6 protein-coding genes are annotated in these 6,281 nt (G+C 69.8%); 4 read left to right on the forward strand and 2 right to left on the reverse strand.

Annotation, left to right across the window (positions count from 1 at the left end):
• Positions 1-101: 101 nt before the first annotated feature.
• Positions 102-1,295: an amidohydrolase family protein gene (locus ACILR4_RS03530; protein ID WP_395699442.1), complete on the reverse strand. Its 1,194-nt coding sequence runs from the start codon at positions 1,293-1,295 to the stop codon at positions 102-104.
• On the reverse strand, positions 1,288-1,971 hold the full coding sequence (locus ACILR4_RS03535; protein WP_395699443.1) for a TetR family transcriptional regulator: 684 nt from the start codon (positions 1,969-1,971) through the stop codon (positions 1,288-1,290). Before ACILR4_RS03535 ends, ACILR4_RS03530 begins: the two co-directional genes overlap by 8 nt.
• Positions 1,972-2,051: 80 nt before the next feature.
• On the opposite strand from ACILR4_RS03535, the gene ACILR4_RS03540 reads away from it, so the two are divergent.
• From ACILR4_RS03540 to ACILR4_RS03555, 4 genes are all read left to right on the forward strand, one after another.
• Positions 2,052-3,647 carry a 6-hydroxynicotinate reductase gene (locus ACILR4_RS03540; protein ID WP_395699444.1) on the forward strand — a complete coding sequence of 532 codons (1,596 nt, stop codon included), beginning with the start codon at positions 2,052-2,054 and terminating at the stop codon, positions 3,645-3,647.
• Positions 3,648-3,651: 4 nt separating this feature from the next.
• Positions 3,652-4,539 carry a UPF0280 family protein gene (locus tag ACILR4_RS03545; protein WP_395699445.1) on the forward strand — a complete coding sequence of 296 codons (888 nt, stop codon included), beginning with the start codon at positions 3,652-3,654 and terminating at the stop codon, positions 4,537-4,539.
• 36 nt (positions 4,540-4,575) lie between these two features.
• On the forward strand, positions 4,576-5,223 hold the full coding sequence (locus ACILR4_RS03550) for an amino acid synthesis family protein (protein WP_395699446.1): 648 nt from the start codon (positions 4,576-4,578) through the stop codon (positions 5,221-5,223).
• A gap of 414 nt (positions 5,224-5,637) precedes the next feature.
• On the forward strand, positions 5,638-6,222 hold the full coding sequence (locus ACILR4_RS03555) for an amino acid synthesis family protein (RefSeq protein WP_395699447.1): 585 nt from the start codon (positions 5,638-5,640) through the stop codon (positions 6,220-6,222).
• Positions 6,223-6,281: the final 59 nt, after the last annotated feature.

Raw genomic sequence — 6,281 nt, forward strand, 5'->3', positions numbered from 1 at the left:
TTCTGCAAGAGCGCCGGCCTGCCCGGTCGGTGCTGATGCACCGGATTGACAGGGCATTCCTGGCGCCTGGCGGCCCGGCTCGCGGCGGGCCCGGCGGCGCTTCAGCCGCCCACCACCACCGGCACCTCCGTCGCCGGCGGCGTGTTGCGGCTGCGGCCGCAGCGCACGATGCCGTCGATCATCACCATGCCGACGCCGGGAATGTCGCCGAGCTGCACGCTGTCCAGCAGCGTGCGGCCGGCGGTGTGCTGGGCGCGGTCCATGAACACGAAATCGGCATCGCGGCCGGGCTCGATCAGCCCGCCGTTGAGGCCGCGGATGCGCGCGGTGTTGCCGGTGGCGAAGCAGAACACCAGCTCGGCCGGAATGTTGCCGAGGCTGGACAGCAGCGCGATCAGCCGCAGCATGCCCAGCGGCTGCACGCCCGAGCCGGCGGGCCCGTCGGTGCCCAGGATCACGCGGTGCGGGCACTTCAGCTGCATCGCGGCCTGCGCCGCGGCGATGGCCACGCGCTCGTTGCCGTTGTGCACGATCTCGATCGCGCGCGAACTCTTCTCGCACAGCGTGCACACGTCGCGCTCGGGCAAGCTGGTGTGGCCGCCGTTGATGTGGCCGATGACATCGGCATCGGCTTCCAGCACCACGTCCTTGTCGATCAGGCCCGAGCCGGGGATCGACGGGCCGCCGGTGTGGATGGTGCTCTGGATGCCGTGCTGCCGGGCCCAGTCCACCATCGCCTTGGCTTCGTAGCCGGCCTTCACCGAGCCCAGGCCCACTTCGCCGAGCAGCTTCACCCCGGCCGCGGCCAGGTCGATGAAGTCCTGCTCGACCATGCCCTTCTCGATCACCGGCGCACCGGCGATCACCTTCACGCCGCCGGGGCGGAAGTTGTCGAACGCGCGCTGCGCGGTGATGGCCAGCGCCTTCAGCCCGACGATGTCCTTCGGCCGGCCGGGCAGGTGCACCTCGCCGGCCGAGACCATGCTGGTGACGCCGCCGTTCATCGTCGAATCGATCCAGCCGATCTGGTTCTGCCGCGGCGTCCAGTCGCCGAACACCGGGTGCACGTGGCTGTCGATCAGGCCGGGGCAGACGCAGGTGCCGCGCGCATCGATCACCGTCTTCGCGTGCGCGGTGTCGAGATCGGGCTCGCGGCCGACCGCGACGATCACGCCATCGTCGACGACGATCGTGTCGGCCTCGAGCACCGGCCGGTCGATGTCGCCCGACAACAGCAGGCCGATGTTGCGGATGACGACCTTGCCGGACTTGCCGGTGGCGGCGGCTTCAGCCATGAGCAGACTCCTTCTTCAGTGCGCGCAGCACGGCGTCGCACACGGTGGCTTCCCAGTGCGCCAGCGCGGCCGGCGCTTCCAGGTTCTCGCCCAGGAAGGCCGACAGCGTGTAGCGGTTGGACAGGTAGAAATAGCACAGGCCCGCGACCATCAGGTACACGTCGCGCGCGGGCAGATCACCGCGGAACATGCCGCGTTCGGCCCCCAGCTGCAGCACGCGCACGATCACGCCGATGGCCGGCGACGAATACTCGCGCGCCCGCGGCGACTTGGCGATGTGCCTGCCGCGGTGCAGGTTCTCGGTGTTCAGCAGCGTGATGAACTCCGGGTGCTTCAGGTAATAGGTCCACATGAAGCGGATCACCGTGCGCAGCGCGGACTCGGGGTCGGCTTCGTCGATGGCCAGCTCGCTCTCGGCCTCGTTGAAGCGGCGGTAGATCTCCTCCAGCGCGGCCACGAACAGGCCTTCCTTGCTGCCGAAGTAGTAGTAGATCATCCGGTCATACGACTTCGCGGCCTTGGAGATCTGCTCCACCCGGCCGCCGGCATAGCCATGCTTGGCGAAGACCTTGATCGCCGCGCGCAGGATGCTGTCGCGCGTGGCCTGCGCCGCCAGCTGACGCACGCCGGGCTTGCTGTCTGCCTTCAGGTCCTGCTTCTTCTTCGCTGCGGGCATGCGGGCCTTGTCAGGGTTCGAACCGCTTTGCAGTTCATGTAGTGAATGCTACATTGAGCCATCGAGCCGGACAAGTGACGATGGAGCACAGCAAGACCGACGGCCTACCGGCCCTGAGCGACAGCGCAGCGTCCGCCGAGCCGGTGGTGCTGGACAAGTCCCGCCCGCGCAACGAGCGCATGGCCAGCAGCAAGATCGAGTGCAACGCCTGCCCGGTGCTGTGCCAGATCAGCGAAGGCAAGTCCGGCGCCTGCGACCGCTATGCCAACCAGGGCGGCACGCTGATCCGTGTCGATCCCGTCATCCTGCTCAAGCGCCAGCTGGCCGCCGACGAAGCCGGCGCGGTGGTGCCCTTCGTCGCCCGCGGCACCGATGCGCCGTGGGACGGCAACCCGGTCACCGGCGGCGAGGTCTTCGTCACCGGCGTCGGCAGCTCCACCACCTACCCCGACTACAAGCCCGCGCCGTTCATCGTGGCCTCGCAGGTCGAGGGCGTCGACCTCGTCACCGTGGTCACCGAGGGCATCTTCAGCTACTGCAGCTTCAAGCTGAAGATCGACACCGACCGCTTCCTCGGCCCCGAGCGTGCCGAGGTGCGCCACAAGGGCGAGGTGGTGGGCCATGTCACGACGATGGAATACGGCTCGCAGATGCTCTCGATCGGCGGCGTGCACCACCTCACCGGCGGCAGCAAGAAGGAAGGCCGCGTGACGATGGAGGCGATGCAGGCGCTGGGCAACCGCGAGCCGGTGGAGCTGGCCATCGACGGCGGTTCGAACGTCATCGTGCAGGCCGGCCGCGCGCCCATCGTCAACGGCGTCGAGGAGCAGCGCATGCGCGTGGGCTGCGGTTCGGCCACCATCGGCATCTTCGCCAAGCAGTTGTTCGGCCTGGCCGACGAGGTGGTGGTGGTCGATGACCACATCACCGGCGTGCTCAGCGAACACCAGGCCGGCCGCTGCCTGGACATGCGCCGCTCGGGCATCCGCATGAATGGCCGCAAGTCCACGCCGGGCCGCTACTTCCAGGTGGCCAACCCCGGCACCGGCTGGGGCGGCACCGACCTGACCGAGCCGCTGGGCATCATCGAATCGTGGGACCCCGAGCTGGCCTGGCCGGGACTGAAGCTGCTGATGACCTCCACCACCGGCGAGCATGCCGCGTGGTACGTGCTCGACGAACAGCTGCGGCCGGTCGAGCACGAGATGCCGGCGGCCGTGCGCCAGGTGGTCGAGCGCATCGGCGAGAACTGCGAGCCTTCGCTGTGCTCGGTGCTGTTCCTCGGCGGCGCCGGCGGCAGCCTGCGCGCCGGGGTGACGGACAACCCGGTGCGGCTGACCCGCGCGATCAAGCAGGCGCTGGTCAACGTCACCTGCGGCGGCGCGCCGGCCTATGTGTGGCCGGGCGGCGGCATCACCGTGATGGCCGACGTGATGCGCATGCCCCAGCGCAGCTTCGGCACCGTGCCGACACCGGCGATCGTCGCACCCATCGAGTTCAGCATGCGGCTGGCCGACTACGAAGCACTGGGCGGCCACCTGGCCCAGGTGCACACGCTCGAACAGGTGCTGGCCAGCGGCGCCTGGCACAACGACGGTGCGCCGCAGGGCCGGCGCTTCGCCGAAGTCGTGTCCGACAACCCCTGGCCGCTGGGCCGTCCTCCCATGTTGGGTTGATAACGTGCAAGCGACGCGTCATCTCCTGCCCGGTGGCCGCTGGCACCTTCAACACGGCCCGATCGACATCGTCATCGGCGCCGATGGCGAGCCCGAGGCACTGCAGGCCGCGCACGAAGCCGCGTGGCAGCGCTTCGGCGACGTCCTGCCGGCGCTGGTGGCCGAGCTGCCGCTGCTGCGCCAGCCGGTGCGCGGGCCCTGCCCGCTGCGCGGCACCGTGGCGCGGCGCATGTGGTGCGCCTGCCGGCCCTTTCATGACGAGTACGTCACGCCGATGGCCGCCGTGGCCGGCGCGGTGGCGCAGGAGCTGATCGCGCACTACCAGCGCGAAGGCGTCGTGCGCGCCTGGGTCAACAACGGGGGCGACATCGCGCTGCACCTGGCCGCCGGCGAAAGCCTGCGCGTCGGCCTGTTCGCCGACCTGGCGCGGCTGGACGCGCGCCAGCTGCGCCAGGGCCTGGCGCTCGACGGCCGCTTCACCATCGACGCCGCGATGTCGGTGCGCGGCATCGCCACCAGCGGCTGGCGCGGCCGCAGCTTCTCGCTCGGCGTGGCCGACAGCGTCACCGTGCTCGCGCGCCACGCGGCCGAGGCCGATGCCGCGGCGACGATGATCGCCAACTCGGTGAACGTCGATGCGCCAGCCTTGATCGAGCGCCGCCCGGCCAGCACGCTGAAGGACGACACCGACCTCGGCGACATCCCGGTCACGGTGGACGTGCAGCCGCTGCCGCCGGCGCTGCGCCAGGCCGCGCTGCGCGCCGGCCTGAAGCGGGCGCAGGACTTGCAAGCGCGTGGCCTGATCGTCGGCGCCGCACTGGTGTGCCAGGGCGAGCTGCTGCACACGCCGCTGCCGCAGCACCTGGCCGATGCCGAGCCCGCGCTGGCCTGAGCGCCTGAGAGCCCATCCGAAGACAACGAGCCCACGATGAAGATCGAGATCCGCCGCGTGCTGACCCAGGTCGAGGACATCTTCCACGAGTTCGGCCCGCCGCCGCCGCAGCCGCAGCGCCGCGGCGCGGTGGCCGCCGTGTTGACCAATCCGTACGCCGGTCGCTACGAGCCCGACATCCTGCCGATGATGGAAGCGCTGAACGACGTCGGCCTGCAAATGGCACACCGCCTGCTGGCCGCGATGGACGTACCGGCCGCGCGCATTGAAAGTTATGGCAAGGGTGCGATCGTCGGCGAAAGAGGCGAGCTGGAACACGGTGCGCTGTGGCACGTGCCCGGCGGCTATGCGATGCGCGAGCTGCTGGGCTGGAAGGGCGACAAGCAGGCCTACATGCAGGGCCGCGCGGTCGAGGAAAAGACAGGCCAGCCCGGCAATGCCTTGGCCATCGTGCCCTCCACCAAGAAGGTCGCCGGGCCTGGCGCCACGCTCGACATTCCGCTGACCCACATCAACGCCAGCTATGTGCGCAGCCACTACGACGCGATGGAAGTGCGCGTGCCCGGCGCCCCGGCCGCCGACGAGCTGGTGTTCATCCTCGTGATGAGCACCGGCGCCCGCGTGCACGCCCGCGTCGGTGGGCTGCAGGCCTCGGGCATCTCGCAGTGGAACGGGTTGCGATGAAGCTCGTGTCCTCGTCCGCTGTCGGCCCGTTGCGGTCTTTGCATGCTTGTACCGAGCAGGCCAAGGCCACCGGGTGTCCGGTTCCGCTCATGTCCCCCGGCCCAGGCTGCGCCTGGACCTCCTCCTTTACTTCGCTCCACCGGACACCCGGCGCCCTTGGCTCGCGCAGCGCTCTGGCAGGCGCATGCCCACAGTGGCTCGGATCAGGACGGTGGGGCGCTTCGCGCAGCGAAGTAAAGGAGGAGGCTCGGGCGCAGCCCGGGCCGGGGGACATGAGCGGAGTGGAGCGCCCCGGCGGCCTGATCGCGCACCTGCCGCCGCACGCGAAAGGCGGCAACCTGCCGAGAGCAGCCGCACCTCATAGCCCCATCCGCACGACTCCCCGCACACCCCATCCCTGATGGAGCCATTGCCATGACCGCCAAGATCCGCAAGCTCATCGTCCAGGTGGACGAAACCCGCATCGAGATGGGCCGTGAGGTGCAGCCGCCCACGCGCCGCGCGCTGGCCATCGCGGTGATCGCGAACCCGTATGCCGGTCGCTATGCCGAGAACCTGGACGAGCTGATCGCCATCGGCGAGGAACTCGGCGGCCTGCTCGGCGAGAAATGCGTGCAGGCGCTGGGCATCGCGCCCGGCGCAGCGCAGAGCTACGGCAAGGCCGCGATCGTCGGCGAGAACGGCGAGCTGGAGCATGCCGCGGCCATCCTGCATCCCAAGCTCGGCGCCCCCTTGCGCAAGGCGGTGGAAAAAGGCGCCGCGCTGGTGCCTTCGGCCAAGAAGCGCGGCGGTCTGGGCACGGCCATCGACGTGCCGCTGGGCCACAAGGATGCCGCCTTCGTGCGCAGCCACTTCGACGCGATCGAAGCCCGCGTCAGCGATGCGCCGCGGGCCGACGAGATCGTCGTCGCCGTCGCGGTGACGGACAGCGGCCGGCCGCTGCCGCGCATCGGCGGCTTGCAGGTCAGCGAGATCAAGGGCGAAGACGGCCTGCGCTGAACGACGACGAGAGCACCGTACCGCATGAACTTTTCAGGCTTCGTCGTCCAGCTGCTCAA

Source organism: Aquabacterium sp., assembly GCF_044226965.1.
Lineage (GTDB): Bacteria > Pseudomonadota > Gammaproteobacteria > Burkholderiales > Burkholderiaceae_C > Pseudaquabacterium.

What these genes read in the sequence shown, in the direction of transcription:
- ACILR4_RS03555 (WP_395699447.1), top strand. Translation starts at nt 5,638, where the DNA reads ATGACCGCCAAGATCCGCAAGCTCATCGTCCAGGTGGACGAAACCCGC.
- ACILR4_RS03540 (WP_395699444.1), top strand. Translation starts at nt 2,052, where the DNA reads ATGGAGCACAGCAAGACCGACGGCCTACCGGCCCTGAGCGACAGCGCA.
- ACILR4_RS03535 (WP_395699443.1), bottom strand. Translation starts at nt 1,971, where the DNA reads ATGCCCGCAGCGAAGAAGAAGCAGGACCTGAAGGCAGACAGCAAGCCC.
- ACILR4_RS03550 (WP_395699446.1), top strand. Translation starts at nt 4,576, where the DNA reads ATGAAGATCGAGATCCGCCGCGTGCTGACCCAGGTCGAGGACATCTTC.
- ACILR4_RS03530 (WP_395699442.1), bottom strand. Translation starts at nt 1,295, where the DNA reads ATGGCTGAAGCCGCCGCCACCGGCAAGTCCGGCAAGGTCGTCATCCGC.